This is a genomic window from Thiobacillus denitrificans ATCC 25259, from assembly GCF_000012745.1.
In the GTDB taxonomy this organism is placed as follows: domain Bacteria; phylum Pseudomonadota; class Gammaproteobacteria; order Burkholderiales; family Thiobacillaceae; genus Thiobacillus; species Thiobacillus denitrificans_B.
Window position 1 is genome coordinate 2,410,762 of record NC_007404.1, and the last position, 25,185, is coordinate 2,435,946.

A 25,185-nucleotide genomic window follows, 5' to 3' on the forward strand; every position below is an offset into this window, starting at 1 on the left:
AATAACGAACTCCGGATTTTACATCGCTTGTCCGCCTTGCCCGGTTTCACGCTCGCTGCGCTGTTGCTGAACGTCTCCCTCGCGGAGGCGAACGGGCTCGTGCTGAAGAAGGACCTCGAACTGAAGGGTTCGACCGTTGCCGGGAAGGAGGCGCCGCTCTTCCTCACCGCCGACCGGATCGACTCGACGGCCGTGGGCATCATCGAAGCGGCCGGCCGCGTCGAGGCACGCCAGGCCGGGCGCAACTTCTTCGCCGACTGGCTGCGCTACGACACCCGCGAGAACAGCGTCCAGGCGCGCGGCAAGGTCCGGCTCGAACAGCCGGCCCTGCTCGTGACCGGCGACTCGCTGGACATCGATCTCGATACCTACAGCGGACAGCTCGCCGCACCCGTCTACCGCTTCGTCGGCCAGCCGGGACGCGGCGACGCCGAGCGCATCGACTTCATCGACGAAAACAATTTCAGCCTGGCCGACGCGACCTATACGACCTGCTCGGTCGAGGACGAGGACTGGTACCTCAAGATCGCCGACCTCGACATCGACCGCGGCCGCGACGTCGGCACCGCCCACCACGCGTCGCTGCGCTTTCTCGGCGTACCGATCCTGTATACGCCGTGGATGAGTTTTCCGCTCGGCGACGCGCGCAAGAGCGGCATCCTCGCGCCGACGATCGGCACGACCGAACGCAGCGGCCTCGACATCGTCGTGCCGTATTACCTCAACCTCGCGCCCAACTACGACGCTACGCTCTACCCCCGTCTGCTGTCGAAGCGCGGCGTGCAGCTCGGCGGCGAATTTCGCTATCTGCTCGAAGACGCCCGGGGCGTGAACCGTGTCGAATACCTCGACGACAGCGAGGCCGCGCGGACGCGCTGGAGCGTCGCGCTCAACAACAGCTATCGGCTGAACGCGAACACCCAGGCCGGCATGCTGTTCGACCGCGTGTCCGACGACGACTATTTCCGTGACCTCTCCAACCTGATCTCGATCACGTCGCTCAGCCACCTCAACCGCGAGGTATGGGTGACGACGCAGCATGCCCACTGGAACGCCGAGCTGCGCGCACAGAGCTTCCAGACCCTGCAGGACTCGACCGCGTCGACGCCGATCGCCGAGCCCTATGCGCGCCTGCCGCACGCCCGTCTCGGTGCGGCCCAGACCTTCGGCCGATTCGAGTTCACGCTTGAAAGCGAAGCGACGCGCTTCGCCCATCCGACGAAGACCGAGGGAACGCGCGTCCTCGCCTACCCGACGCTGCGCATGCCGCTCGTCAACGATTACGGCTTCCTCACCCCGCAGATCGGCTGGCACAGCACCTATTACGCGCTCGACGAGAGTGCGGCCGACGACAATATCGTGCGCAACCTGCCGATCTTCAGCCTCGACAGCGGCGTCGTGTTCGACCGGCCGATGCGCTTTTCGGGCGTCGATTTCGAACAAACGCTCGAACCGCGCGTCTACTACGTCTACGCGCCCTATCGCGATCAGGACGACATTCCGATCTTCGACACCGGGCTGCTCGATTTCAGCTACGCGCAGATGTTCACGCCGAACCAGTTCATCGGCGGCGACCGCATCAACGACGCGAACCAGCTGACCGTCGCCGTGACGAGCCGTTTCGTCGAGGCCGAAAGCGGGCTCGAGCGCCTGCAGGTCACGCTCGGCCAGCGCTACTACTTCACGCCCCAGCGCGTCACGCTGCCCGGCGTCGACCCCCGGAGTGACAACACGACCGACCTGCTCGCGGCCGTGAGCGGACAGATCACGCGAGACTGGCGCATCGACACGGCCTGGCAGTTCGACACCCAGAACGGCACGGTCATCCGCCAGAACCTCGGCGCGTCCTACCGTCCGGGCCCCGGCCGCGCGATCAACTTCGGCTATCGCTTCATCGACCAGACCACCGAGCAGGTCGACGTGTCCGCGCAGTGGCCCCTGGGCAGGCGCTGGTACGGCATGTTCCGCTACAACTACTCCTTCCAGGACGACAAGCTCGTCGAAGGGCTTGCCGGCCTTGAATACAATGGCGGCTGCTGGGCGCTGCGCACCGTATTCCAGCGCCTTGCCACGAAGGAAGACCAGTCGACCGACGCGCTGTTCTTCCAGCTCGAGCTCAACGGCATGGGCCGCCTCGGCTCCAACCCGCTCGACGTTTTGAAACAAAGTGTTCCCGGATACAGGCCAAGCAATGAAATTCTTCCAACGCCCTGAACGACGCCTCAAGCAGTGGGGACTGGCGCTTCTCCTCGCCGCGTCGGCGCTCCTGCCCGCACGCGCCGACGTCGTGCCGCTCAACCACATCGTCGCGGTCGTCAACGACGAAGTCATCACCCGCCAGGAACTCGCCAAGCGCTACGACGAGGTCGTGCGCAACCTGTCGCGGCAGAACACGCCGCTGCCGCCGCGCAACGTGCTTGAAAAGCAGTTGCTCGAACGCATGGTCACCGAACTTGCCCTGCAGCAGCATGCCCGCAACACGGGGGTGCGCGCCGACCCGACGCTGGTCGAGCGCGCGCTGCAGCGCATCGCGGCGCAGAACAAGCTTGACATGGCGGGCCTGCAGGCGGCCCTCGAGAAAGAGGGCCAGACGCTCGACGGCATGCGCAATACGATCCGCAACGAGCTCCTCATCGCGCGCGCGCGCGAGCGCGACGTCGACAACCGCATCTCGGTCAGCGACGCCGAAATCGACGGCTATCTGCAGACGCAGGCGCAGCAGGGTGCGGAAACCGAATACAACTTCTCGCACATCCTCGTCAGCGTTCCCGAGAACGCGTCGCCCGAGCAGATCAGGGAGCGCCGCGCCCGCGCCGAGGACATACTGGCCCAGCTCGCGGCGGGCGCCGATTTCGCGCAGTTGTCGGCGAGCCATTCCGACGCGCCCGACGCGCTGAAGGGCGGCAATTTCGGCTGGCGCGCGAGCGGCAAGCTGCCGGCGCTGTTCGTCGAGGCGCTGAAGCCGATGCAGCCCGGGGAGATCAGCCCCCTGCTGCGCAGCGGCAACGGTTTCCACATCCTCAAGCTCGTCGACAAGCGCGGTCTGGACGCCACGCTCAGCGTCACCCAGACGCATGCGCGGCACATCCTGATCAAGACGAACGAAATCACCTCCGAAGCCGACGCGCGCAACCGCCTGCTGCAGCTGAAGGAGCGCATCGACAACGGCGTCAAGTTCGACGAGCTCGCGCGTCTGCACTCCGAGGACGCGAGCGCGTCGAAAGGCGGCGACCTCGGCTGGATCAACCCGGGCGACACGGTCCCCGACTTCGAGAAGGCGATGAACGCGCTGCAGCCCGGCGAGGTCAGTGCGCCGGTCCAGTCGCCCTTCGGCTGGCACCTGATCCAGGTCCTCGAACGCCGTGACCAGGACGTGACGCAGGAGCGCCAGAAGCTGATGGCGCGCCAGGCGATCCGCGAGCGCAAGGCCGAAGAGGCCTTCCAGGACTGGGTCCGGCAGATACGCGACGCCGCCTACGTCGAACTGCGCCCGATCGATTGACGCCCGCTACGGCCGTGCGCGCACCGTGAACCCGCCCGTTGTCGCGCTGACCGCCGGCGAGCCGGCAGGCGTCGGCCCCGACCTCTGCATCGCCCTCTCGCAGCGGCCGCTGCCGTGTCGCATGACCGTCCTCGGCGACGTGCAAGTGCTCGAGGCGCGCGCCCGCCAGCTCGGCGTCGAGGTCGAATTCCTCGCTGGGGAGTCCGTCCCCGAACATCGGCCGGGGGCGCTCCACGTCCGTCATATCCCGGCCGCGGCAGCCGTGAATGCAGGCCAGCTCGACCGCCGCAACAGCGCGCACGTGCTGGCGCTGCTCGACGCCGCGCTCGCCGGCTGCATGGGCGGCGCCTACCAGGCACTGGTGACCGCCCCGGTGCACAAGGGCGTGATCAACGATGCGGGCTTTCCCTTCACCGGCCACACCGAATATCTCGCCGATCACAGCGGGACGCCGCGGGTCGTCATGATGCTGGCCGGCGGCGGGCTGCGCGTCGCGCTCGCGACGACGCACCTGCCACTGCGCGCGGTCGCCGACGCGATCACGCCGGCACTTCTCGACCAAGTCGTTCGCATCCTGGCTGCCGAGCTGGCGCGCAGATTCGGCCTTGCGCGCCCCCGCATCGCCGTCGCCGGCCTCAACCCGCACGCCGGTGAATCGGGCCATCTCGGGCGCGAGGAGATCGAGATCATCGAACCCGCGCTCGCGCGCCTGCGCGCCGAAGGTTTCGACCTCGTCGGCCCGCTGCCCGCCGACACGCTGTTCTCGCGGATACGCCTCGACCCCTGCGACGCGGTGCTGGCGATGTACCACGATCAGGGGCTGCCCGTGCTGAAATACGCGAGCTTCGGCAGCGCGGTCAACATCACGCTCGGCCTGCCCTTCATCCGCACCTCGGTCGACCACGGCACGGCGCTCGACCTCGCCGGCAGCGGCCGCGCCGAAGTCGGCAGCCTCGTCGCCGCGATCGCAATGGCGACCGAGATGGCCACCCGGGACGCGGTGGCTCCCTGAGCCGCCCCAACCCTCGGTCTCCGCCTCACCAGCCATGCACACACCGCGCAAACGCTTCGGCCAGAATTTCCTGATCGATGACGGCATCGTCCATGCGATCGTCAACGCGATTCACCCACAGGCCGGCGAGACCGTGGTCGAAATCGGCCCCGGGCTCGGCGCCCTGACGCGCCCGCTGCTCGAACGCCTGCCCCACCTCCATGCCGTCGAACTCGACCGCGACATCATCGCCCGCCTGCGCAGGGCCTGGCCACCGGAACGGCTCACACTCCACGCCGGCGACGCGCTCAAGTTCGACTTCGGCAGCCTCGGCGACGACCTGCGCATCGTCGGCAACCTGCCCTACAACATTTCGACGCCGCTGCTGTTTCATTTGCTCGAATTCGCTCCACGTATCCGCGACATGCATTTCATGCTGCAGAAGGAGGTCGTCGAGCGCATGGTGGCCTCACCGGCAACGGCCGACTACGGGCGCCTTTCGATCATGCTGCAGCGCCGATTCCACATGGAATGGCTGCTCGACGTGCCGCCCACGGCCTTCGATCCGCCGCCGAAAGTCGAGTCGGCGGTGGTGCGCCTGATTCCCAAGTCGACGGCCGAGGTCCCGTCCGTCGACGAGGCGCTTTTCGCGCGCGTCGTGGCCGCCGCCTTCGCGCAGCGGCGCAAGACGCTCAGAAACACGCTTTCCGCACTGATGCGCCCCGAGGATTTCGTAGCGCTCGGAATCGATCCGGGCCTGCGCGCGGAGGCGCTGCACGTCGCGGACTACGAGGCGATCACGGCATACCTGGCCACACGCTGAAAAGCGCGCTCTACGCAAAAACCCTGAGACCGTCACGCTATTGCGGGCGCGCACGTCCGTTATGATTGAAGGGTTCGTGCTTGCACGCCGAAGCGGGCAAAGCGGTCCGTGCCGCGGGAGAAGTTCGACAGGTGAACCTGTTGCTCCGACTGCCACGCTGCTGCGTGGGCCGACACCTTCACTACAGAAAAGGAGCTATCCATGCATAAGCCTTATCTCGCCGCGCCCTTGCTGACTGCTCTTCTCATCGCCGGCTGCGCCACCAACGATCTCGGCGAACCGCGCGAACTGAGCAAGACGCAAAAGGGCGCCATGATCGGCACGGTCAGCGGTGCTGCGCTCGGCGCCATCATCAACCACAAGAATCGCGGCAAGGGCGCGCTGATCGGCGCGGTCGGCGGCGGTCTCACGGGCGCCGGCGTCGGCTACTACATGGACCAGCAGGCCAAGGACCTGCAGAAGCAGCTGCGGCCCGAAATCGAGCATGGCGACATCAGCGTCGAAAAACGCGCCAGCGACAACGCGCTGCTCGTCAGCATGACCGCCAGCACCGGCTTCGACAACGATTCGGCGGCGCTGAAGGCGGGCTATCTGCCGACGCTCGACAAGATTTCGCGCGTGCTGAATCAGTATGGCAAGACGACCGTGACCGTGATCGGGCATACCGACAGCGTCGGCACCACGCAGTACAACCAGGCGCTCTCGGAACGGCGCGCACAGTCGGTCCTCGACTATTTCGCGTCGCAGAAAGTCAATCCGCTACGCCTCGAATCCTACGGCAAGGGCGAAACCGAGCCGCGTGCCGACAACAGCACCGAAGACGGCCGTCGGCTCAACCGGCGCGTCGAATTGTGGATCCTGCCCGTGGTCTCGGGCTGACCCACCCCCCCAAACATCAGGAAAACCGGAACATGATCGAAACCCAAGCCCACTTCGACCAGGCCATGGCCTTGTTCGACACGGCCAATGCCGAAGATCCCAACCAGCAGGACGGCCAGCCCAAGGAACTGCTCTATTCGCAGCGCATGTCGGACATGCTCGCGCGTTTCGCCCCCGACGCGTCGGAAGCGGCGCAGCTCGCCGTGCGCGCGCAGCACATCCGGCGCTGGACCGTTCCGCGCAACAGCTATCCGATGACCAAGGAGGGCTATCACGCCTGGCGCACCGGCCTCTACAAGTTCCACGCCGACACGGCCGGCGATCTGATGCGCCAGGCCGGCTACGACGAGGCGATGATCGAGCGCGTGAAGAAAGCCGTCGGCAAGCGCGGCATCAAGGTCAACGCCGAATCGCAGCTCCTCGAGGACATCGCCAACCTGGTCTTCATCGAGCATTACATGCTCGACTTCGCGCAGAGCAAGCCCGAGTACGACGAAGCGAAGTGGATCGACATCATCCGCCGCACCTGGAGCAAGATGTCGAAGGACGCGCAGGCCTTCGCGCTGGCCGGCAAGATCAAGCTCCCCGAGCCCCTGATCCCGCTGATCACCAAGGCGATCAGCGACTAGGGACGGCCCCTACTCCGCCCACTCCTTGACCCAGCCGGCCGTTCCCTTCTGGATGAACTCGATCGGATAGCCGTCGGGGTCCTCGACGAAGGCGATGACCGTGCTGCCGTTCGCCATCGGGCCTGCCGGGCGCAGGATGCGCACGCCCTTGTCGGCGGCCGCAGTGCAGGCTGCCGCGGCGTCGTCGACCTCGATCGCGATATGGCCGTAGCCCGTGCCGATCTCGTAGCGGTCGACGCCCCAGTTGTAGGTCAGTTCGAGCACGGCGGCCCGGTCTTCGGGCTCGTAGCCGAGGAAAGCGAGGGTGAACTTGCCGTCCGGGTAGTCCTTGCGGCGCAGCAGCGTCATGCCGAGGACGCGGGTGTAGAAGTCGATCGAGCGGTCGAGATCGCCGACCCGCAGCATGGTATGGAGTAGTCGCATGAGTGGTCTCCGTTCGGTTTTCGACGTGCCGTCCCCGCTTTGTCGGACTCGGTGCGTCTGCCGTATTCAGTCTAGATAGTCGGCGGACAGGAAAACATTTTTACAGCCGGAACAGTGCCGCGCCGACGCGGCGCAGTTCGGCACGGCGCACCAGCGCGTCCGGGCAGAGCTGTGCGACCTGCTGCCAGAAGCGCGGCGAATGGTCCAGGTGCACGAGATGCGCGAGTTCGTGCGCGGCGACGTAGTCGATGAGCGCGAGCGGCGCCTGCACGAGGCGCCAGTTGAGACGGATGTGGCCGCGCCGGGTGCAACTGCCCCACTGCGTCCGCGCGTCGGAAAGCGCGAAACGGCTCGGGCCACGACCGAGCCGTCGAGCCAGTCGCGCGATCCGCCAGGCGAGGACGCGCGCCGCGCGATTACTCAACCACTCCCTTAGCAGCGCGTCGGCGTCCTGCCCCGCGGGCAGGTAGACCCGCAGGGTCGCGCCGACGCGCTGCACCTCGCCGAACAGCGAAGGCCGGATGTCCAGTGCGAGTTCGCGACCGAGATAGCGGATTTGCGTCGCCGCGTCACATTCTGGCGCGCGCAGCTGCATGCGTTGCCAGGCGCGCGCGAGCCAGCCGTGCTGTTCGCGGACGTAGCGCTCGATCTCGGCGCGCGGGGTCCAGCTCGGTGCGTGAATGCGCACTTCGCCCGCGGTGACGGTCAGGCCCAGCGTCTGGCGGCGGCGCGAGCGGCGCAGGCGGTATGGCACGAGCGCCTCGCCGACGGCGAGGACGCCGCTATTGGCGTGCGGCAGCAGGCGGCAGCCTCCCCATTTCCGCTTCGATCCAGGCTTCGACCGCCCGGGTGAGTTCGGCGGCGCTTTTCTCGCGGCTGTCGATCGCGGGGCCGATGCGCACCGTGATCGTCCCCGGATGCTTGACGAAGGCGTTCTTCGGCCACACCTCGCCGGCGTTGTGCGCGACCGGCACCACCGGGGCGCCCGATTCCGCCGCGAGCCACGCGCCGCCGATGCCGTAGCGGCCCTTCTCGCCGGGCGCGACGCGGGTGCCCTCGGGAAACACGAGTACCCAGAATCCCTGCGCGAGCTTGTCCTTGCCTTGCCTGACGATCTGCTTGAGCGCCTCGCGCCCGGCGGCGCGATCGATCGCGATCGGCGAGAGCATGCGGAAGGCCCAGCCGAAGAACGGCACTTTGAGCAGTTCCTGCTTGATCACCGGCGAGACCGGCGGAAACAGGAACAGGAAGGCCACGGTCTCCCATGCCGACTGGTGCTTGGCGAGAATGACCGCGGGCTCGGCCGGCAGATGCTCGCGCCCCTCGACGACGTAGCGGATGCCGAGCACCCAGCGTGCGAGCCAGATCACGGTGTGGTTGTAGCCCGTGATCAGGCGATAGCGCGCGTGCGCCGAAAACGGGAAGGACAGCAAGGCGACCAGACTGAAAAGGATTGTCAGCGCGGTCTGCAGGACCGCGAAGACCAGCGAGCGGACGAGGCTCATGCGACGGCCTTGAGCAGGTGGTCGACGGCCTCGCTGAGGTCGGAATAAACCGGCGTGTTGTCCGGCATGCCGCCGGCCGCGAGCGTGCGTTCGCCTTTGCCGGTGCGCACCAGCAGCGGGCGCGCGCCGACCGTCGCGGCCGCCAGCAGGTCGCGCAGCGAATCGCCGACTGCAGGCACGTCATTCAGGTCGCGGCTGTAGCGCGCCGCGATTTCGGTAAAGAGGCCGGGTTTGGGCTTGCGACAGCCGCAGTTCATGTCGGCGGCGTGCGGGCAATAGAAAACCGCCTCGATGCGCCCGCCTGCCTGGGCGACCGCACGGTGCATCTTGGCGTGGATGGCGTTCAGGGTGGCCATCTCGAACAGGCCGCGCGCAAGTCCCGACTGGTTGGTCGCGACGACGACGCGCCAACCTTCTCGCGTCAGCCGTCCGATCGCTTCGAGGCTGCCGGGAATCGGCTTCCATTCGTCCGGCGACTTGATGAAGTGGTCGGAATCGAAGTTGATGACGCCGTCGCGGTCGAGAATGATGAGTTTCATAGCGGAAGTTTAGGCGGCGAGCCGGGAGATGTCAGCCACGCGGTTCATCGTCCGGTGCAGCTGATTCAGCAGCGCGAGCCGGTTGGCCCTGAGCGCCGGGTCGTCGGCGTTGACCATGACCTGGTCGAAGAAGGCGTCGACCGGTGCCTTGAGCGCGGCGAGCGCCTGCAGCGAGGCGGTGTAGTCGCCGCTGCCGAAGGCCGCGGCGGCACGCGGCGCCACCTCGTCCAGGGCTGCGAACAGTGCGCGCTCCGCAGCCTCGACAAAGCGGCCCGGATCGGCGCTGGCGCCGACCTCGCCCTCGGCTTTTTTCAGGATATTGCCGACGCGCTTGTTGGCCGCGGCGAGCGCTGCGGCTTCCGGCAGCGCGGCGAAGGCGCGCACCGCCTCGAGTTGCTGCGGCACGAGATCGATCCGGATCGGATTCAGGCTGAGCACCGCATCGACCTCGTTCGCCGAATAGCCCTGCTCGCGCATGGCGCCACTCAGGCGCTCGAACATGAACAGGTAGACATCGGTGTGCGCCTGTCCGAGTAGCCCCTGCTGGAAAGCGGAAAAGGCGATGCTGACGAGCTCGTTCAGGCCGATCGGCAAGTGCTTCTCGATCAGCATGCGGACCACCCCGAGGGCGTGGCGACGCAGCGCGAACGGGTCCTTGTCGCCGGTCGGCTTCTCGCCGATGCCGAACAGGCCGACGAGCGTCTCGAGCTTGTCGGCGAGCGCGACGCAGACGCCGACCGGGTTACGCGGCAGGTCGTCGCCGGCGAAGCGTGGCCGGTAGTGGTCCTCGATCGCGAACGCGACGTCGTCGGCGACGCCGTCGTGCTGCGCGTAATAACGCCCCATGACGCCCTGCAGTTCGGGGAACTCGCCGACCATGTCGGTAAGCAGGTCGGCCTTGGCGAGCAATGCGGCCTGGTCGGCCTTGAGCGCCAGCGCCTCGCCGCCGAGCTTCTCGCCGATCGCGCGCGCGACCGCCTGGACGCGGGTGACGCGTTCACCCTGCGTGCCGAGCTTGTTGTGATACACGACCTTGGCGAGGCCGAGCACGCGCGCATCGAGCGTCTTCTTGCGGTCCTGGTCGAAGAAGAATTTCGCGTCGGCCAGCCGCGGGCGCACGACGCGCTCGTTGCCGCCGACGACGGCCGACGCGTCGGCCGGCGAGATGTTGGACACGATCAGGAATTTGTTCGTCAGCTTGCCGGCGGCGTCGAGCAGCGGGAAATACTTCTGGTTCGCCTTCATGGTGAGGATGAGGCACTCCTGCGGCACCTCGAGGAAGGCCTGCTCGAACTGCCCGAGCAGCACGTTGGGGCGCTCGACCAGCGCCGTGACCTCGTCCAGCAGGGCCTCGTCCTCGACCGGCACGAGGCCCAACGGCGCGGCGGCGGCCTCCAGCTGGCGCACGATCTCGGCGCGGCGCTCGGCGAAGTTAGCAATCACGGCGCCCTCACTTTCGAGCTGCTGCGCGTAGCTGTCAGCGTCCTTGAGCACGATCGGATCGGCGGCGGCCTCAAAGCGGTGACCGTGTGTCTTGCGGCCCGCGGTAAGGCCAAACATGCGGACATCCACAGGATCAGTGCCATGCAGAGCGACCAAACCATGAACGGGACGTACAAAATTCACCGTGCTCCAACCATCAGCAAGTTGGTAGCTCATGACTTTCGGGATCGGTAGCTTATCCAATGACTCCCACAGCGCTTTCGCTAAGCCAAGCCCCAAGGAGATACCCTTGGCGACCGAATCCATGAATAACGCCTCGGCCTTGCCGTCGGATTCACGGCGCAACGTCGCAACCGCAGAAGCGTCGGCGCCAAGCGCGGCGAGGCGCTTGAGCAGCGCGGGCGTCGCGTTGCCATCCGCATCGAGGCCAACGCTGACCGGCATCAGTTTGGTCGAAACCGGCTTGTCGGCGGAGCGTTCCAACACATTCTCAATGTGCGCACCGAGGCGGCGCGGCGAGGCGAAGTGGGTGACCGCCGCCTGCGCGTGGACAAGGCCCTGCGCGACCAGGCTCTCGGTCAGCGCGGCGGCAAAAGCCTCGCCCAGCTTCTTCAGCGCCTTGGGCGGCAATTCCTCGACGAAGAGTTCAACGAGCAGGTTCGCGGTGGTCATGCGGCGGCCGCCTTCTTTTGCGTCTGTTTTTCGATGTTCGCGAGCACTTCGTCGGCCCAGGCACGGGGCGCCATCGGGAAGCCGAGGCGCGCCCGGCTGTCGAGATAGCTCTTCGCGACGCTGCGCGCGAGGTTGCGGATGCGGCCGATGTACGCGGCGCGCTCGGTCACCGAAATCGCGCCGCGGGCGTCGAGCAGGTTGAAGGTGTGCGCGGCTTTGAGCACCTGTTCGTAGGCCGGCAGCGCGAGCTGCGCGACCATCAGTTCCTGGGCCTTCTTTTCGTGCGCGCTGAAGGCGGTCAGCAGGAAGCCGACGTCGCTGTGCTCGAAGTTGTAGGCGCTCTGCTCGACCTCGTTCTGGTGGTAGACGTCCCGATAGGTGAGTCCGTCGGTCCATCTCAGGTCGAACACGCTCTCGACGCCCTGCAGGTACATCGCGAGGCGCTCGAGGCCGTAGGTGATTTCGCCCGTGATCGGCTTGCAGTCGATGCCGCCGACCTGCTGGAAGTAGGTGAACTGGGTAACTTCCATGCCGTTCAGCCAGACCTCCCAGCCGAGCCCCCAGGCGCCGAGGGTCGGGTTTTCCCAGTCGTCCTCGACGAAGCGCACGTCGTTTTTCCTCAGGTCGAAGCCGAGCGCCTCGAGCGAACCGAGGTAGAGCTCGAGGATGTCGGCCGGCGCGGGCTTGAGAACGACCTGGAACTGGTAGTAATGCTGCAGCCGGTTGGGATTTTCGCCGTAGCGGCCGTCCTTGGGACGGCGCGAGGGCTGCACGTAGGCGGCCTTCCAGGGCTCGGGACCGAGCGCGCGCAGGAAGGTCGCGGTGTGCGACGTGCCGGCGCCGACTTCCATGTCGTAGGGCTGCAGCAGCGCGCACCCGCGCTCGCCCCAATAACGCTGAAGGGTGAGGATGATGTCCTGAAAGGTGGGGTTCACGGGCAATGCAGGCTTTTCGGGAAAGCCGCATTTTACCGTGCCTGACGGGCGTTTCTAAGGGCGGCGCAAAGTTTGGACCGGCGAACGCACGCGCCCGGATCCCCGACGCCGAGCCGGACTCAGATGCCCGCGTACCATTCGTAGCCGCGGTCTTCCCAGTAGCCGCCCTTGCCGCCTGCGATCGTGTCGAGGCGATCGACCAGTTCTATCCGCATGACGTATTTCGCCATCTTGTAGCCGAGCTGACGCTCGACGCGCAGGCGAATCGGCGCGCCGTTCTTGATCGGCAGAGGTGCGTCGTTCAGCTCGTAGGCGAGGAGCGTCTGCACGTGCCAGGCGTCCTCCATGTCGATGCTTTCGTAGTAGCGCGTTCCCGACGCCTCCATCGAGTCGGCGCAGTAGAACACGACGTAGCGGGCCGAGGGGAGCGGCGTAACGGCTTCGAGGATGCGGGCGAGCGGGACGCCTTTCCACTTGCCGATCGCGCTCCAGCCTTCGACGCAGTCGTGACGCGTGATCTGGGTGCGGCTCGGCAGGGCTTTCAACGCGTCGAGCGAATACGCGCGGGGTTGCGCGACCAGGCCCCCGACCCGCAGCCGGTAGTCGACGAAGCGATCGGCGGCGAGCGCCTGATAGGCGGGGTCGTCGGGGTCGCGGGTGCCGTTACTGCGGAAATCGGGCGACAGGTCGGCCTCAGTGAATTCCTGCGCCATCGCCTTGCGCGGAAGCAACAGGCGCTGCACCCCGAAGTTCAGCTTCTCGGCGCTGCCGAGCACCCCGGTGAACCATTCGCTGCGCGACAGGCGCTCGCAGCCGGCGAGCACGAGCGCGCTTCCGGCGGCGAGCGCGCGCTGCAGGAAGCGCCGGCGGCCGTTTTCGCATTCACGCATCGCGATCCCCTTCGAGTCGATAACGCCCGGTCACCATGGCGCGCAGCTTGTTCCAGAAGCCGCTGACGACGAGCTCGAAGACGTGGATGAAGACGAAGGCCACGAGCATCCAGGCCAGCACGAAGTGCAGGGTACGCGCCGACTGGCGTCCGCCCACGACGTCGACCCAACCGGGCAGGAGCGCGTTCAGCGCCGGCGACATGGCCAGGCCCATCACGACCACGAGCGGAAACAGCACGAAGATCACGGCCAGGTAGGCGAGTTTTTGCAGCACGTTGTAACGGCGCTCGGCCTCTCCCGCCGGGCGGCGGAAAAGCAGGTGGTCCTTGAGCGACTGCCCGAACCCGCGCCAGTCGGCGCGATCCGGCAGGAGATCGCGCGCGAGGTGCCCGCTGGCGAGCGTGTAGCCGAGATACAGGAGGCCGTTGACGACGAGCACCCAGGCGAAGAACAGATGCCAGCGCCGCGCCATCGCGAGCCACTGCTCGCCCGGCAGCGTGATCCATGCCGGAAAACCGCGCACCGTCGGCGCCCCGTCGGCGCCCGCCGACACCCCGAGCACACCGGTCGTCTCGAAATCGCGCCCGAAAATGCGCGTCACCCCGACCGCCTTACCGTCGGCGTCGAGACGCGCGCCGATGCGCAGCAACGGGGCCTCGCCGGTGTAGGAGGATTTGCCCCAGTGAAGCGCCGGAAACGCGTTGAAGATCTGCAGCCCGCTCATGAGCAGCACCGCAAAGGCGACCACGTTGATCCAGTGCATGAGGCGGATCGGCCAGGCATGGCGGCGATACACGATGGTATCGGCACCGTCCGCCTGCTCGGATGTCGGCATTGAAATCCCTCGGCAATTCGCTGCGCCTTTGGCCTGTGCAGCATAGGCGGGCGGCGCGCGGAATCCAAGCGACCGCGGCGGCTCAGGCGCTCGCCTCGTGCGTCTCGATCTCTCCCGATATCTGCAGCCACCTTTCTTCTTCGCGCTCGAGTTCGTCGGCGAGCTGTTGAAGCCGGGTGCCAGCCGCGGCGATTTCGTCGCGCGCGACGGCGCCGTCGAGACGCGCCTCGAGCGTGGCCTTTTCGGCCTGCAACGCCGCGAGGCGTTGCTCGCTCTTCTCGAGCGACTGCTTGAGCGGCTTGAGCTTGCCCGAGGGCGCACGCTTCGCGGGCGCCAGCGGCGCCTTCGGCGCGGGCGTTTCCACCGCCTTGTCCGCCGCCTTCAGGCTTTCGCGCAGGCGTTTCGCCTCGTCGAGCAGGTAGCGCTGGTAGTCGTCGAGATCGCCGTCGAAGGGCACGACGCCGCCGCGCGTGACAAGCCAGAACTCGTCGCACACCGAACGCAGCAGGGCGCGGTCGTGACTGACCAGCATCAGCGTCCCCTCGAACTCGTTCAAGGCCATCGCGAGCGCCTCGCGCGTCGCGAGGTCGAGGTGGTTGGTCGGCTCGTCGAGCAGCAGCAGATTCGGCCGCTGCCACACGATCATGCACAGCACGAGGCGCGCCTTCTCGCCGCCGCTCATGCTGCCGACCGCCTGCTTGACCATGTCGCCGCTGAAATTGAAGGTGCCGAGGAAATTGCGCAGGTCCTGTTCGCGGCTGCTGAAGCGGCCGGCGCCGCCGTTGGCGATGACGTCGCGCGCGAGCCGGATCATGTGCTCGAGCGGCGTGTCGGCCGGACGCAGCACGTCGAGCTCCTGCTGCGCGAAATAGCCGATGTTGAGGCCCTTGCCTTCAATCACGCTGCCGGCGACGACGGGCAGCGTGCGCGCGATCGTCTTCACGAGCGTCGACTTGCCCTGGCCGTTGGCACCGAGGATGCCGATGCGCTGGCCGGCGAATACCGACCTGCTGACGTGCTGGACGATCACGGTCGGCGGCGTGCCGGCCGGCGCCCCGTCGGGCGGGGGGTAGCCGAAGCTCGCGTCGTCGATCGTGAGCATCGGGTTCGGCAGGCTCTCGGGTTCCTGGAATTCGAACGAGAACTCGGCGTCGGCGAGGAGCGGCGCGAGGCGCTCCATGCGGTCGAGCGCCTTGACCCGGCTTTGCGCCTGCTTGGCCTTGCTCGCCTTGGCCTTGAAGCGATCAATGAACTTCTTGAGATGGGCGATCTTTTCCTGCTGACGGGCGTAGGCTGCCTGCTGCAAGGCCATCTGCTCGACGCGCATGTCCTCGAAGGTGCTGTAGTTGCCGCCGTAGCGGGTCAGCCGGCCGTTCTCGATGTGGAGCGTGACGTCGGTGACGGCGTCGAGGAAATCGCGGTCGTGGCTGATCACCAGCAGCGTGCCGGCGTATTTCTTCAGCCAGGCCTCGAGCCACACCAGGGCATCGAGGTCGAGGTGGTTGGTCGGTTCGTCGAGCAGCAGCAGATCGGACGGGCACATCAGCGCACGCGCGAGCTGCAGACGCATGCGCCATCCGCCGGAGAAGCTGTTGACCGGTTGGCTCAGCTCGCGAACCTGGAACCCGAGGCCGAGAATCAAGGCCTGCGCCCGCGATTCGGCGTCGTGGGCGCCCGCGTCGTGCAGCGCCATGTAGGCGTGCGCCATGCGTTCGCCGTCGTCGCTCGCTTCGGCCGCTTCCACTTCGGCCTGGGCGGCGACGAGCCGCGTGTCGCCGGCGATAACGAAGTCGGTCGCCGGCGCATCGGTCTCGGGCATGTCCTGCGCGACCTGCGCGAGCCGCCATTGCGACGGGACCGAGAAGTCGCCCTTATCTTCATGCAGCGAGCCGTTCAGGAGCGCGAACAGGCTCGATTTTCCGGCGCCGTTGCGGCCGACGAGTCCGACTTTCTCGCCGGGATTGATCGCGACCGAGGCGTCGTCGAGCAGCACTTTCGCGCCGCGCCGCAGGCTCAGATTCTTCAGGAGGATCATGCACGATGCGACGCGCCGCAGCCCGTCGCCCCAAGGAAAAGCCGAATTCTACCGTGTCGTGCACGGGTGCCCGGCAGGCGCCTGGCCGTGAGCTGTTGAAGCCGTGGACGATCGATGACGGTTTTCCGTCACTCCGCACGGACCGCCGCCCGGACTGGCTCTCGCGGGCCGCGGCAAACGGATGTTTTGTCGGCATTTTTTACGGAGCCGTCAAGTCGTCGAAGATTGGCATAGGCATTGCAAAGAGATACAGCGACAGCGCAAAACGGGAGTGCATCATGAAACTGCAATTCGGCCAGAACCAGCTCGTGCTCGAGATCAGCAAGACGCCTTTCGCCTGGTTTCACGGGCATACGGAGCGCATGAGCCTGACCAGCCTGTCGCTCATGTTCGTGCAGTTTTCGCTCTTCGCCCGTCAGCCCGCAGCACGATGCAACTGAGCAAAGGCACGCGCGTGAGCCTCAGCCTATCTTCCTCACCGCTCGCCTTTTTCAGCGGCAGCACCTGCCGCATGTCGATGTTCAGTCTGACCCTGTTATTCATCGAACTGCGGATTCTGCGCCGCAGCAGCAGGCACTGCCCTTCCTGACTTCCCGTTCGGGCTAGCGGCGGATTTCGAGCACCGCCTCGAGCCCGCCGGTCTTGCGGTTGGCCAGCGAGACTTTCCAACCGTGGGTCGCCGCCAACTGCCGGACGATCGCAAGCCCGAGACCGCTTCCGCCGGTCGCTTCCGAGCGCGATGCCTCGAGCCGGTAGAACGGCCGGAACACCTTCTCCAGCTGATCTTCCGGAATCCCCGGTCCCGCATCGCGCACGGTCACCCGCGCCCCCAGCTCCGAGCATTCGAGTTCGAGTTCGACCGTCGCTGCGTCCCCGTAGCGCTGCGCATTCTGGATCAGGTTCGACACGATCTGGCGCAGTGCCAGGCGGCCCGCCTCGACCGTGCACGGCGCCGCGGAAAATCCCGCCAGGCCCGCGTCGGTCGCGACTTCCTCGAGCAGGACCGCGAGGTCGAAGCGCGTCTTCGCCTCGGCCTGGGTCGTGCGCGCGAGTTCGAGATAGCCTGTGATGAGCTTGTTCATGTCGGCGAGGTCGGCGACGGCGCGATCGATTCGTGCCGGGCTCGGCGCGTCGCGCAGCATTTCGAGATGGAGCTGGAGCCGGGTCATCGGCGTGCGCAGGTCGTGCGAGATTCCGGCGAGCAGGGTCGTGCGGTTGTCGAGCAGCTCGCGGACCTCGGTCGCCATGGTGTTGAAGCGACGCGCGAGTTCGGCGACCTCGGCCGGGCCGGTCTCCGGCAGCGGCTCGGGGAGCTGGCCCGCGCCGACCTGCCGTGCGGCCCGCGCCGCCCGCGCGAGCGGAAGCGTGATGCGGCGCACGAGCAGCAGCGCGGTCACCAGACTGAGCAGGGCGCCGAGCGCGATCACAGCGATCGCCGCCAGCGGCGGCTTCACCGCGTAGCGCGCCGGGTAGAAGCCGACCTGCAGGGCATGGCCGCCGGTCGGGATGTCGAGCCAGGCCGCGCGTGTCCCGGGCACCCCCCGAAGCTTGACCGGCTCGCCCACGCGGCGGCTGAGGGCGGTCTCGATCTGCGCACGGAACGCGAACTGCGGCGCGTCGGCGACCGCGCCGGGATCGCCGGCCGTGAGACGCAGACCGTGCCGGTCCGCCAGTTCCCGCTCGAACGCGGCGCGGGTTTGCGGCGGCAGTTCGACCCAGGTCTGAGCCGACAGCACGATCAGGCCCGCGAGGTCGTCGGCCGAGCGCTCGGCCAGCGGGATGATCAGGGTGCGGTATACGACCGCGAAGGCGGCGGCCTGAAAGAGGACGAAAGCGATGGCCAGCGTCAGCGCCGTGCGCGCGTAGAGCGAACTGGCGATGCGTACCATCGCCGGGCGTCAGCCCTTGCCCTGGGGCACGAACAGATAACCCTGCCCGCGCTGGGTGCGGATGTAGGCGGGGTTCGTCGGGTCGTCCTCGATTTTCTTGCGCAGGCGGTTGACCCGCACGTCGATGCTGCGGTCGAACGGGTCGCGCTCGAAGCCGCGCAGCTGATCCATGAGCCAGTCGCGTGACAAGGCGCGGTTGGCGTGCCTGACGAAGATTTCGAGCAACTCGTATTCGCCGCCGGTGAGCGGGATTTCGACCCCATCCCGGCTCAGCATGCGGGCGTCGAGATTGACGCTGAAAGGTCCGAAGCGGACCAGGCGCGCGCTTTCGGTCGGCTCGGCGGCGGTGGGCTGGCGACGCAACACGGCCCGGATCCGCGCCAGCAGTTCACGCGGATTGAAGGGCTTGGGCAGGTAGTCGTCGGCACCGACCTCGAGCCCGATGATGCGGTCGATGTCCTCGCCCTTGGCCGACAGCATGATGATCGGCGGAAAACCCGGCCGCGCGCGTAGCCGCCGCGCGACCGACAGGCCGTCTTCGCCGGGCATCATCCAGTCGAGCACGACGAGGTCGGGCAGGCGCGCCGCGAGCAGGCGATCGAGCGCCGCGGCGTCCTCGGCGGTCTCGACCGCGTAGCCCTGGCTCGTCAGGTATTCGGCGACGAGCTCGCGGATGCCACGGTCGTCATCGGTGACGTAGATCGTCTCTTTTCCCATGCGGCAACTATATCAGCGGCACGGAGCACCGCTTCCCACGGCGGTTACACACTGTTACAAAATCGTCCCTGCCTGAAACAGGGCGCTTACTCCCCTCAACCACACTGCGAAGCGTGGCAGCGTAGCGCGCGGCCACCGATGGAGACGACATGAACAGCTTGAAACAGGCTGCAGGGCATCAAGGCAAGACTGCACGGCGATTCGGGTTCCTTGGACTGGCGGTTCTGGGACTCGCGCTTGCCGCGCCGGCCCAGGCCGCCCCCGAGTATTTTTTCGACGGCGTCTTCCTCGCCGCGCGCGACCGGTCCGACACCCGCGGGCGCGACGAACGTCGCGATCCGCGCGCCGACGAGTACTACCCGGAGCGGCGCGACCAACGGGCGAACGAGCGCGGCGCTGAACGCGAGGAGCCACGCGGCTACGGCTACGGCTACGAGCGTCGGCAGCAACGCAGACACGAAAACGACGACCGTTCACGCGGCCGACACTGAAACGGCGAATCGACGCCATGAGGAGAGTAAGAATGACTGCACGCATCCCCACCCTGCTCGCGATCCTGCTCGCTGCAAGCGGCAGCGCCTACGCCGGGCATGGCCCCGGCGACGGCTTCACGACCCGCGCCCGCGTCGTGTCGAGCGTTCCGATCTACGAGAGCATCAGCGAGCCGCGCCGCGAGTGCTGGACCGAAACGGTCGGCTACGAGACGCGCAGCTATCGCGAAGGCAACGGCGGCGGCAGCGCGATCATCGGCGCAATCGCCGGCGGCCTGCTCGGCTCGACCGTCGGCAAGGGCGACGGGCGCGTCGCCGCGGCCGCGGTCGGCGCGGCGACCGGCGCAGTCGTCGGCGACCGCTGGAACCGCCCCGAGACGCGTTACGAATCGGTTCCCCAGGAGGTCGAACGCTGTCGCACCCGCTACGAGCATCGCGAGGTCATCGTCGGCTACGACGTGCGCTACCGCTTCCGCGGCCGCGAGTACAGCACGCGGCTCGATCACGATCCGGGCAAATGGGTCCGGCTCGACGTCGATTTCAACGTCGCCGAAGGAAGCCGGTACACGCACCGGCCGAACGACTACGACCACTGGGGCGACTGAGCTTTCCCCCGCCCGCCATCCCGAACCTCAAGGAGAAGATCATGCTACCCAAGCTTCTACTCGCCGCCACCCTGCTCGCCTCATCGGCGTCAGCGTTCGCGCACGACGACCGATACGGCCGCGTCGTCACGGTCGAGCCGCATTTCAGCATCTCGTTCGGGACCCGCCATCACGACGGCTTCCGGGTCCTGTACGAGTCCGGCGGAAGCCGCTACTGGACCCATACGCATTACCACCCGGGGCGGGTCATCGTGCTGCCGCAACATCGGCATGTCGAGCATGTGTACCACTATCGCGATCACGACCGCGACTGGGACGAGCGCCGGCACTGGCGCGAGGGCGGCGACCGCCACCACCACTACGACCGCGGCCACGGCAAACATCGGCACCACAAGCACCATCGGCACGGCTGAGGCGCGGCTCCTGTTCAGCCGTGATGCAGGACGAAGGCGACTTCTGTCGTGAAATTGCCGAGCCCGCGCGGGGTCGTCAGCGTCCAGCCGGTGTCCTTGAGAAAGCGCGTCATTTCGCGCGTCATCTGCGGGTTGCCGCAGATCATCACGCGGTCCTGCTCGGGGTCGGGCGGCGGTAAACCCAGGCGCTGCGACAGCAGGCCCGAGCGAAAAAGTTCGCTGCCGCGCTCGGTCGTCGGAAACGGCTCGCGGGTCACCGTCGGCACGTAGTGCAGTTGTGGCTGGTCCATGGCCTCGAGTTCCTCGCGATACGCGAGTTCGGCGGCCGTCCGAACCGAATGCACGAGCACGACCGTTTCGAAGCGCGCGAAGATCGCGGGATCGCGCACGAGGCTCACGAAGGGCGCGACCCCGGTGCCGGTGGCGAGCATGTAAAGGACGCGCCCCGGCGACACGTGGTCGAGCGTCAGCGTTCCCGTCGTCTTGTTGTTGATCCAGACCCGGTCGCCCGGCTTGATCTGTGAAAGCTGACTCGTCAGCGGCCCGTCCGGGACATGGATGCTCAGGAACTCGAGATAGTCGCGGTCGGCCGTCGAGACGATCGAATAGGCACGCGCCACGAGCTTGCCTTCCTGCTTGAGTCCGATCGTGACGAACTCGCCGTTCGCGAACGAGAAATCCTGCGGACGCGTCACCGTGAAGCTGAACGTCTTGTCGGACCACGGCCGCACCCACTGTACGGTTTGTTCGCTATAGGGCATCGCGGTTGCTCCATGCTGGATAGACGCTTTTTCGACGCCCGGGCGCGACGACAGTTCCGGCCCTGCGGTCAGCCCTTGATGCAGACGAGCGGCCTGAGCCTGGCAACTTTGCGCGCGAGGCCGGCCCGGTCCGCCGCGTCGACGACCGCCCTGACGTCCTTGTAGGCTCCCGGCGCTTCTTCGGCGACGCCGCGCGACGACGGGCTGCGGATCAGCACGCCCTGGGCCGCGAGTTCGTCGACGAGCGCCCGCCCATGCCAAGTGCGGCTTGCCTGGTGGCGGCTCATGGCGCGCCCGGCGCCGTGGCAGGCCGAGCTGAAGGCCAGCTGGTGGCTCGCTTCGGTACCGACGAGGATGTAGGAGGCCGTCCCCATGCTGCCGCCGACGATGACGGGCTGGCCGATATCCCGAAGTTCGGGGGGCAATCCGGGATGGCCCGGACCGAAGGCACGCGTCGCGCCCTTGCGATGGACGTAAAGACGTTTCGCCTTGCCGTCGACGGTGTACGACTCCTGCTTGCAGGTGTTGTGCGACACGTCGTAGACCAGCGCGAGGTGGGAATCGGGGACGACATCCGCAAAAACCTGGCGAACGAGATGGGTAATGACCTCGCGATTGGCGAGGGCGCAATTCGTCGCGGCACGCATCGCGCCGAGATAGGACTGGCCGAGCGCCGAGTCGATTGGTGCGCAGGCGAGTTCGCGGTCGGGCAGATCGATGCCGTGAGCAGGCGCCGCGAGCACCATCGCCTTGAGAAACTCGGTCCCGATCTGGTGCCCGAGTCCGCGCGAGCCGCAATGGATGCTGACGACGAGTTCGCCGACACGAAGCCGGAAGCGGTCGGCCGCGGGCACGTCGTAGATCTGGGTCACTTCCTGCAGTTCGAGGTAATGGTTGCCCGAGCCCAGCGTGCCAAGTTCGTCGCGCTGGCGACGCTTGGCCGCCTCGGAGACATGCTCGGGCGCGGCGCCCGCGACGCAGCCGCGCTCCTCGATACGCTCGAGGTCGGCCGGACTGCCGTAGCCACGCTCGACGGCCCAGCACGCGCCGCCGCGCAGCATCGCGTCCATGTCGACGCTGTTCAGACGCAACTTGCCGCTACTGCCGACCCCCGCCGGGATGCTCGCGAACAGGCGGTCGGCCAGTTTTTGCTTGACCGGCGCAATGTCGGCGACGGTGAGGCCGGTGTGTAGCGTGCGCACCCCGCACGAGATGTCGAAGCCGACGCCGCCGGCGGACACGACGCCGCCTTCGTCGGCGTCGAAGGCGGCGACCCCGCCGATCGGAAAGCCGTAGCCCCAGTGGGCGTCGGGCATGGCGTAGGCTGCCTGGACGATGCCCGGTAGCGCCGCAACGTGGGTGATCTGCTCGTAGACCTTGTCGTCCATCTGGCGGACCAGGTCTTCGTCGGCGAAGATGACGGCCGGCACGCGCATGCGCCCGTGCGGGCCGATCCGCCACTCGACCGCCGATGCCTGCTGCAAGCGCGCAAGATCCATGTCACACGTCCACGATGCACTGGGCCTGCCATTGCCCGGTTTCGTCTCTCCCTACCTTCAGGCCAGTATAGGTCGCGCCCTTGATCTCGACGACGGGTTGATGCCTGGGCGCGTCGACGGCCTCGCCCCAGGCTTTCGCGTACAAACGGCGGCGGTCGAGGTGCACCTCGAAACGGCCGAAGAGCATATGGCGAACCGCCATTTCGTAGATCAGCGCGTTGAGCCAGTCGACGAGCAGAAGCTCGTCGTCAGCGGCGTCGCAGCGTATCTCGACGCAGGTTTCCGTCGCGACCCGCGCGGGGTCGGTAATCACCGCCGTCATCGCGACGGCCACCTGCTCGAAGGCGGCCGCCAGATCGGGGCCGATGCCGCGCACACCGATGTCGGCTTCATGCGAGAACTGTTCCCAGCGGCTCGCGCGACTGCGCCGCCACCGGTTCACTGCCTCCACGCGCGCCGCGAGTATCGCTTCACGAATTCTCACCGACTCAACGCTGCGCGCGACCGCAGCCGCGTCGATCTGCTGCGCCGTGTGCAACGCCTGCCGCAGGTATTGCGGCGGCGGGTAAGTCTTGTCCGCGTAGCCGGGCCGCCCGCGGAAATCACATTCACAGGCTTCCAGAAAATGTTCGAAGCGTTCGGGGCGGCGGAAGGCATCGACGCGTTCGAGCAGTTCGACGATCGTGCGCGGTCGCAATTCGAGCGCACGATGTACGTTGCCATGATCGCGCGCTACCGCGACCGCGAGTTCGCGGCACTCGGCGGGTGCGCGCAGGCGCTCGCTCAGCGCGCGCACGAGTCTCACGCTCGCGCCTTCGTGGCCGTGGTGCCTGGGCCACAATTCGGGCGAGGTCTCGCCCTTGCCGAGGTCGTGGGTCAGGGCCGCGAAGCGCACGGCCAGGTTCGCGCCCTGCCGCGCCGCCCAGTCGATCACGAGCATGACGTGGATCCCCGTGTCGACCTCGGGATGATGCTCGGGCGGCTGCGGCACGCCGAACAGGCGGTCGACTTCGGGAAGCATCCGGGCGAGCGCGCCGCAGTCGCGCAGCACCGCGAACATGCGCGACGGCTGCGTCTCCATGAGGCCGCGGGCGATCTCCTGCCAGACGCGTTCGGCGACCAGTGCGTCGACTTCGCCGCTGTCGACCATGCGCCGCATCAAGGCATTGGTTTCCGGGGCGACGGTGAATTCGGTGAAGCGCGCGGCGAAGCGCGCGACGCGCAGGATGCGGACCGGATCCTCGGCGAAGGCCTCGCTGACGTGGCGGAAGGTCTTCGCCGCGAGGTCCGCCTGGCCATCGTAGGGGTCGATCAGGGTCCCACTTTCGTCCTCGGCGATCGCGTTGATCGTGAGGTCGCGCCGCGCCAAGTCCTCTTCGAGGGTGACCTCGGGCGCCGCATGCACGACGAAGCCCTTGTAGCCGCGGCCGGATTTGCGCTCGGTGCGCGCGAGCGCATACTCCTCGTGGGTGTGCGGATGAAGGAAGACAGGGAAGTCCTTGCCGACCGGCCGAAAGCCCGCCGCCAGCATCTCGTCGGGGGTGGCGCCGACGACGACGTGGTCGCGGTCGCTGACCTGCAGGCCCAGCAAGCGGTCGCGCACCGCGCCGCCGACGACGTAGGTCTTCATGTCATGCGCGGGGCGCCTAGCGGCGGGCGGTCTCGCGGTAGTCCTCGTAGCGCGCGCGCGGCGTGTCGGCGCGCAGGTATTCGGGCGCGATCGCTTCGAGCGAACCGGGTTCGAAGCCGAAGACCGCCGGCCAGCCCGCGGCACAGACGTTGTCCGTTCCCATCGCGTAGTAGTTGTCGCGGGTCATCAGCTTCTTGCCGGGCTTGAACTCGAGCGCCCAGGCCTGGAAATACGACGGCCACTTTCCAAGAGGAACGATGCGCCGGGGCTTGCCGGTGACTTCGCCGACGTAGCTCACGAGTTCCTGCAGCGTGTAGGCCCGGGGGCCGCACAATTCGTAGGTCTCGCCAAACGTCGCGACGTTGTCGAGGCTGTCGGCGAAGGCGCGCGCGACGTCCTCGACGTGCACCGGCGCGAAGCGGGCGTCGCCCGAGCCGAGCGGCAGCACCGGAAAGCGCTTCAGCAGCCGGGCGAACATCGACAGGAAGGAATCTCCGCGCCCGAAGATGACCGAGGGGCGGAAGACCGTGACGTTGAGGCCGTAGCCGTGGATGAACTTGGGGCCGTTCAGATACCAGTTTTCGTGCTCGACGTGGCGACGGCCAGCCTCGCGCACCAGCGCCTCGCCGATGCCCTTGGAGCGCTGGTAAGCCGAACGCGAATTGGGGTCCGCGCCGAGCGCGCTCATGTGCAGCAGGCGGTGCACGTTCGCCTCGCCCATGGCATGAACGATCTTGCGCGGCAATTCGATGTGGACACGCTGGAAATCGCCGCGCCGCGCGCTCGGCAGGTCGGCGCGCCCGACCTTGCCTTCGTGCAGGATGCCCACGAGGTTGATGACGGCGTCCATGCCGCGGAAGTGCCGGACGAGTTCGTGCTCGTCGTGGACATCGGCTTCGACCACTTCGACGGTCGGCAGCAGAATGAGCTCCTTGGCGGTTTCGCGGCGCCGGGACAGCACGCGCACATTGAGCCCGCGCGCGGCGAGCTGGCTGACGAGGTGGGTACCGACGAAGCCGGAGCCGCCGAGAACGCAAATGCGCTGAATCTTCATGGAATCGTGTGCAGGAATATAGGGA

Annotated in this window: 25 protein-coding genes and 1 pseudogene; 10 read left to right on the plus strand and 16 right to left on the minus strand. The window is 67.2% G+C overall.

The window, feature by feature from the left end; all coding sequences use genetic code 11:
- Positions 1-27: 27 nt before the first annotated feature.
- The 6 genes from TBD_RS11730 to TBD_RS11755 all read left to right on the plus strand — a co-directional run bounded on the left by TBD_RS11730 (position 28) and on the right by TBD_RS11755 (position 6,824).
- Positions 28-2,214 (plus strand): LPS-assembly protein LptD, encoded by a 2,187-nt coding sequence (locus TBD_RS11730; protein WP_011312849.1) that lies wholly within the window; start codon positions 28-30, stop codon positions 2,212-2,214.
- A complete protein-coding gene (locus TBD_RS11735) occupies positions 2,192-3,502 on the plus strand; it encodes a peptidylprolyl isomerase (protein ID WP_011312850.1) in 1,311 nt (436 codons plus the stop codon). Before TBD_RS11730 ends, TBD_RS11735 begins: the two co-directional genes overlap by 23 nt.
- Before the next feature lie 25 nt (positions 3,503-3,527).
- Positions 3,528-4,514 carry a 4-hydroxythreonine-4-phosphate dehydrogenase PdxA gene (gene pdxA / locus TBD_RS11740; RefSeq protein WP_011312851.1) on the plus strand — a complete coding sequence of 329 codons (987 nt, stop codon included), beginning with the start codon at positions 3,528-3,530 and terminating at the stop codon, positions 4,512-4,514.
- A gap of 34 nt (positions 4,515-4,548) precedes the next feature.
- Positions 4,549-5,316 carry a 16S rRNA (adenine(1518)-N(6)/adenine(1519)-N(6))-dimethyltransferase RsmA gene (gene rsmA / locus TBD_RS11745; RefSeq protein WP_011312852.1) on the plus strand — a complete coding sequence of 256 codons (768 nt, stop codon included), beginning with the start codon at positions 4,549-4,551 and terminating at the stop codon, positions 5,314-5,316.
- A gap of 201 nt (positions 5,317-5,517) precedes the next feature.
- Positions 5,518-6,195 carry an OmpA family protein gene (locus TBD_RS11750; RefSeq protein ID WP_011312853.1) on the plus strand — a complete coding sequence of 226 codons (678 nt, stop codon included), beginning with the start codon at positions 5,518-5,520 and terminating at the stop codon, positions 6,193-6,195.
- Positions 6,196-6,227: 32 nt separating this feature from the next.
- Positions 6,228-6,824: a DUF4202 domain-containing protein gene (locus tag TBD_RS11755; protein WP_011312854.1), complete on the plus strand. Its 597-nt coding sequence runs from the start codon at positions 6,228-6,230 to the stop codon at positions 6,822-6,824.
- Positions 6,825-6,833: 9 nt separating this feature from the next.
- Here TBD_RS11755 and gloA read toward each other — a convergent pair whose 3' ends face one another.
- From gloA to TBD_RS11800, 9 genes are all read right to left on the minus strand, one after another.
- The gene (gene gloA / locus TBD_RS11760) at positions 6,834-7,247 is read right to left on the minus strand and encodes a lactoylglutathione lyase (protein WP_011312855.1); all 414 of its coding nucleotides are present in this window, start codon (positions 7,245-7,247) and stop codon (positions 6,834-6,836) included.
- Between the two features lie 100 nt (positions 7,248-7,347).
- Positions 7,348-8,001 carry a M48 family metallopeptidase gene (locus TBD_RS11765; protein WP_011312856.1) on the minus strand — a complete coding sequence of 218 codons (654 nt, stop codon included), beginning with the start codon at positions 7,999-8,001 and terminating at the stop codon, positions 7,348-7,350.
- A gap of 28 nt (positions 8,002-8,029) precedes the next feature.
- Positions 8,030-8,752 (minus strand): lysophospholipid acyltransferase family protein, encoded by a 723-nt coding sequence (locus TBD_RS11770; RefSeq protein ID WP_011312857.1) that lies wholly within the window; start codon positions 8,750-8,752, stop codon positions 8,030-8,032.
- The gene (gene gmhB, locus TBD_RS11775) at positions 8,749-9,291 is read right to left on the minus strand and encodes a D-glycero-beta-D-manno-heptose 1,7-bisphosphate 7-phosphatase (protein WP_011312858.1); all 543 of its coding nucleotides are present in this window, start codon (positions 9,289-9,291) and stop codon (positions 8,749-8,751) included. Before gmhB ends, TBD_RS11770 begins: the two co-directional genes overlap by 4 nt.
- Before the next feature lie 9 nt (positions 9,292-9,300).
- Positions 9,301-11,406: a glycine--tRNA ligase subunit beta gene (glyS, locus tag TBD_RS11780; protein WP_011312859.1), complete on the minus strand. Its 2,106-nt coding sequence runs from the start codon at positions 11,404-11,406 to the stop codon at positions 9,301-9,303.
- Positions 11,403-12,341, minus strand: coding sequence for a glycine--tRNA ligase subunit alpha (glyQ, locus tag TBD_RS11785; RefSeq protein WP_011312860.1), 939 nt, complete (start codon positions 12,339-12,341; stop codon positions 11,403-11,405). The genes glyS and glyQ overlap by 4 nt, the downstream gene beginning before the upstream one ends.
- Before the next feature lie 119 nt (positions 12,342-12,460).
- Complete coding sequence (locus tag TBD_RS11790) at positions 12,461-13,231, minus strand: molybdopterin-binding protein (RefSeq protein WP_011312861.1); 771 nt, start codon at positions 13,229-13,231, stop codon at positions 12,461-12,463.
- Entirely contained in the window at positions 13,224-14,066 is an 843-nt protein-coding gene (locus tag TBD_RS11795) for a cytochrome b/b6 domain-containing protein (protein ID WP_011312862.1), read from the minus strand. Before TBD_RS11795 ends, TBD_RS11790 begins: the two co-directional genes overlap by 8 nt.
- Before the next feature lie 82 nt (positions 14,067-14,148).
- The gene (locus TBD_RS11800) at positions 14,149-16,101 is read right to left on the minus strand and encodes an ABC-F family ATP-binding cassette domain-containing protein (RefSeq protein WP_011312863.1); all 1,953 of its coding nucleotides are present in this window, start codon (positions 16,099-16,101) and stop codon (positions 14,149-14,151) included.
- A 278-nt stretch (positions 16,102-16,379) separates the two neighbouring features.
- Between TBD_RS11800 and TBD_RS15025 the strand changes: the two genes are divergently transcribed.
- Complete coding sequence (locus TBD_RS15025) at positions 16,380-16,541, plus strand: hypothetical protein (RefSeq protein ID WP_187147196.1); 162 nt, start codon at positions 16,380-16,382, stop codon at positions 16,539-16,541.
- A gap of 162 nt (positions 16,542-16,703) precedes the next feature.
- Here the strand turns inward: TBD_RS15025 and TBD_RS11805 are convergent, their stop codons facing one another.
- Both TBD_RS11805 and TBD_RS11810 read right to left on the minus strand, forming a co-directional pair.
- On the minus strand, positions 16,704-17,990 hold the full coding sequence (locus TBD_RS11805) for an ATP-binding protein (RefSeq protein ID WP_011312865.1): 1,287 nt from the start codon (positions 17,988-17,990) through the stop codon (positions 16,704-16,706).
- A 9-nt stretch (positions 17,991-17,999) separates the two neighbouring features.
- Positions 18,000-18,707, minus strand: coding sequence for a response regulator (locus tag TBD_RS11810; protein ID WP_011312866.1), 708 nt, complete (start codon positions 18,705-18,707; stop codon positions 18,000-18,002).
- Between the two features lie 149 nt (positions 18,708-18,856).
- Here TBD_RS11810 and TBD_RS11815 point away from each other — a divergent pair, with 149 nt between their 5' ends.
- The 3 genes from TBD_RS11815 to TBD_RS11825 are packed head-to-tail and all read left to right on the plus strand — an operon-like array spanning position 18,857 to position 20,216.
- Positions 18,857-19,198 (plus strand): hypothetical protein, encoded by a 342-nt coding sequence (locus TBD_RS11815; RefSeq protein WP_011312867.1) that lies wholly within the window; start codon positions 18,857-18,859, stop codon positions 19,196-19,198.
- Between the two features lie 32 nt (positions 19,199-19,230).
- Entirely contained in the window at positions 19,231-19,803 is a 573-nt protein-coding gene (locus TBD_RS11820; RefSeq protein WP_011312868.1) for a glycine zipper 2TM domain-containing protein, read from the plus strand.
- Positions 19,804-19,844: 41 nt separating this feature from the next.
- A complete protein-coding gene (locus TBD_RS11825) occupies positions 19,845-20,216 on the plus strand; it encodes a hypothetical protein (protein WP_011312869.1) in 372 nt (123 codons plus the stop codon).
- A 14-nt stretch (positions 20,217-20,230) separates the two neighbouring features.
- Here the strand turns inward: TBD_RS11825 and TBD_RS11830 are convergent, their stop codons facing one another.
- From TBD_RS11830 to TBD_RS11845, 5 genes and pseudogenes are all read right to left on the minus strand, one after another.
- On the minus strand, positions 20,231-20,977 hold the full coding sequence (locus tag TBD_RS11830) for a ferredoxin--NADP reductase (protein ID WP_011312870.1): 747 nt from the start codon (positions 20,975-20,977) through the stop codon (positions 20,231-20,233).
- Between the two features lie 68 nt (positions 20,978-21,045).
- A complete protein-coding gene (locus tag TBD_RS11835; protein WP_011312871.1) occupies positions 21,046-22,476 on the minus strand; it encodes an RtcB family protein in 1,431 nt (476 codons plus the stop codon).
- 1 nt (position 22,477) lies between these two features.
- Positions 22,478-22,927: an archease gene (locus TBD_RS15165; protein WP_238376523.1), complete on the minus strand. Its 450-nt coding sequence runs from the start codon at positions 22,925-22,927 to the stop codon at positions 22,478-22,480.
- A pseudogene (locus TBD_RS11840) lies at positions 22,916-24,106 on the minus strand (multifunctional CCA addition/repair protein); the annotation flags it as partial. The gene TBD_RS15165 and the pseudogene TBD_RS11840, both read right to left, overlap by 12 nt.
- Before the next feature lie 16 nt (positions 24,107-24,122).
- On the minus strand, positions 24,123-25,160 hold the full coding sequence (locus TBD_RS11845) for a complex I NDUFA9 subunit family protein (RefSeq protein ID WP_011312873.1): 1,038 nt from the start codon (positions 25,158-25,160) through the stop codon (positions 24,123-24,125).
- Positions 25,161-25,185: the final 25 nt, after the last annotated feature.

Bases quoted from the DNA above. Each gene is read 5' to 3' on its own strand.
- TBD_RS11735 (WP_011312850.1), top strand. From the start codon at position 2,192: ATGAAATTCTTCCAACGCCCTGAACGACGCCTCAAGCAGTGGGGACTG.
- rsmA (WP_011312852.1), top strand. From the start codon at position 4,549: ATGCACACACCGCGCAAACGCTTCGGCCAGAATTTCCTGATCGATGAC.
- TBD_RS11750 (WP_011312853.1), top strand. From the start codon at position 5,518: ATGCATAAGCCTTATCTCGCCGCGCCCTTGCTGACTGCTCTTCTCATC.
- TBD_RS11755 (WP_011312854.1), top strand. From the start codon at position 6,228: ATGATCGAAACCCAAGCCCACTTCGACCAGGCCATGGCCTTGTTCGAC.
- gloA (WP_011312855.1), bottom strand. From the start codon at position 7,247: ATGCGACTACTCCATACCATGCTGCGGGTCGGCGATCTCGACCGCTCG.
- TBD_RS11770 (WP_011312857.1), bottom strand. From the start codon at position 8,752: ATGAGCCTCGTCCGCTCGCTGGTCTTCGCGGTCCTGCAGACCGCGCTG.
- gmhB (WP_011312858.1), bottom strand. From the start codon at position 9,291: ATGAAACTCATCATTCTCGACCGCGACGGCGTCATCAACTTCGATTCC.
- glyS (WP_011312859.1), bottom strand. From the start codon at position 11,406: ATGACCACCGCGAACCTGCTCGTTGAACTCTTCGTCGAGGAATTGCCG.
- TBD_RS11790 (WP_011312861.1), bottom strand. From the start codon at position 13,231: ATGCGTGAATGCGAAAACGGCCGCCGGCGCTTCCTGCAGCGCGCGCTC.
- TBD_RS11795 (WP_011312862.1), bottom strand. From the start codon at position 14,066: ATGCCGACATCCGAGCAGGCGGACGGTGCCGATACCATCGTGTATCGC.
- TBD_RS11800 (WP_011312863.1), bottom strand. From the start codon at position 16,101: ATGATCCTCCTGAAGAATCTGAGCCTGCGGCGCGGCGCGAAAGTGCTG.
- TBD_RS15025 (WP_187147196.1), top strand. From the start codon at position 16,380: ATGAAACTGCAATTCGGCCAGAACCAGCTCGTGCTCGAGATCAGCAAG.
- TBD_RS11805 (WP_011312865.1), bottom strand. From the start codon at position 17,990: ATGGTACGCATCGCCAGTTCGCTCTACGCGCGCACGGCGCTGACGCTG.
- TBD_RS11810 (WP_011312866.1), bottom strand. From the start codon at position 18,707: ATGGGAAAAGAGACGATCTACGTCACCGATGACGACCGTGGCATCCGC.
- TBD_RS11815 (WP_011312867.1), top strand. From the start codon at position 18,857: ATGAACAGCTTGAAACAGGCTGCAGGGCATCAAGGCAAGACTGCACGG.
- TBD_RS11820 (WP_011312868.1), top strand. From the start codon at position 19,231: ATGACTGCACGCATCCCCACCCTGCTCGCGATCCTGCTCGCTGCAAGC.
- TBD_RS11825 (WP_011312869.1), top strand. From the start codon at position 19,845: ATGCTACCCAAGCTTCTACTCGCCGCCACCCTGCTCGCCTCATCGGCG.
- TBD_RS11830 (WP_011312870.1), bottom strand. From the start codon at position 20,977: ATGCCCTATAGCGAACAAACCGTACAGTGGGTGCGGCCGTGGTCCGAC.
- TBD_RS11835 (WP_011312871.1), bottom strand. From the start codon at position 22,476: ATGGATCTTGCGCGCTTGCAGCAGGCATCGGCGGTCGAGTGGCGGATC.
- TBD_RS11845 (WP_011312873.1), bottom strand. From the start codon at position 25,160: ATGAAGATTCAGCGCATTTGCGTTCTCGGCGGCTCCGGCTTCGTCGGT.